The organism is Clostridioides sp. ZZV14-6345, assembly GCF_020657775.1.
GTDB classification, from domain to species: Bacteria; Bacillota; Clostridia; order Peptostreptococcales; family Peptostreptococcaceae; genus Clostridioides; species Clostridioides difficile_D.
The window spans coordinates 1-1,398 of sequence record NZ_JAGWCX010000146.1 but is presented as its reverse complement, the minus strand read 5'-3'; the positions used below and the strand labels follow the sequence as shown (position 1 = coordinate 1,398).

General features: G+C 28.0%; 1 protein-coding gene. It reads left to right on the top strand.

Annotation, left to right across the window (positions count from 1 at the left end; genetic code table 11):
- Positions 1–41 precede the first annotated feature (41 nt).
- Positions 42–1,115 carry a sigma 54-interacting transcriptional regulator gene (locus KGF39_RS19330; protein ID WP_308463845.1) on the top strand — a complete coding sequence of 358 codons (1,074 nt, stop codon included), beginning with the start codon at positions 42–44 and terminating at the stop codon, positions 1,113–1,115.
- Positions 1,116–1,398: the final 283 nt, after the last annotated feature.

The following is a 1,398-nucleotide window of genomic DNA, read 5'->3' as shown; positions in this document are numbered from 1 at the left end:
GAACCCTGTGACTTTAGTCATGGGAGGTTCAGTGTTTTCCTATTATAATTGACAACCTACATTTTGGATGTGTTGCAACTATACAAGACATAGAAAACATTCAATCAACAGAAAAAGAAATAAGAGAGAGTCTGATTTCAAAATCTCATTTTGCAAAGAGTAATTTTAACGATATATTAGGTTCAAGTGATTCATTGATGCACTCAGTAAATATGGCAAAGAAATTTGCTAAATCTGATTCTACAATTATAATTACTGGAGAATCTGGTACTGGTAAAGAAATATTTGCTCAAAGTATCCATAATTACAGCAATAGATTTAATGGACCTTTTGTGGCTATAAACTGTGCAGCTATACCTGAAAATATACTTGAAAGTGAGCTATTTGGGTATGTAAAAGGTGCTTTTACAGGTGCTAGAAATGAGGGGAAAGCAGGTGTCTTTGAATTGGCACATAATGGTACTATATTTTTAGATGAAATTGGAGAAATTTCTAAAGATGTTCAAGTCAAACTGCTTCGAGTACTACAGGAGAGGGAAGTTACTAGGATAGGTGATACTAAAGTTGTACCTATTAATGTAAGGGTTATAACAGCTACTAATAAAAATTTAGTGGAGCAGATTGATAATAATAATTTTAGAGAAGATTTATTTTACAGGCTTTGTGTGTTGAAACTGGATTTACCTCCTCTTAGAGAGCGAAAAGAAGATATCGAGCAACTAACATATTCTATTATATCTCATTACAACAAACCAGTTTCAATATCTGATTCTGCACTTAAAATATTAAGTAGATATGACTTTCCTGGTAATATAAGACAATTAAAAAATATAGTAGAAAGATTGGTAGTTATGTGTGATGATAATTTTATAGATGAGCATTTAGTTTCTGATATATTAATTTCTGAGCCACATTTTAGAAAGGATATAAGTTCAGCTCCTACAATAGATTATTCTCCTAATTTGGTGGATAATAAAATTGCTGATTATGAAAAAAAATTAATTCTTGAAACATTAGAGAAAAATAATGGAGTAAAATCTGCTACTGCAAGTCAATTAGGGATTAGTACTACTACACTCTGGCGTAAACTTAAAAAGTATGCTCTTTCAAATTAAATACTTGCTAAGTAAAATAGTGATTAAATAAATGTTCATAAGATAGAATAATAATTAAATAAGATAGTAATTAAATAAATGTCCATAAGATAGAATAGTATTTAAATAAGATGTTCATAAGATAGAATAATAATGAATAAATAAGATAGTAGTTAAATAAAATCTTCATTAAATAAACTAAAAATACGATTAACTAAATTAATAGTTAATCGTATTTTAATATTTATATATATAAATATTTTATAGATAGAAGGTAATGTAAAATAATTTGTGCTTCAAGGTT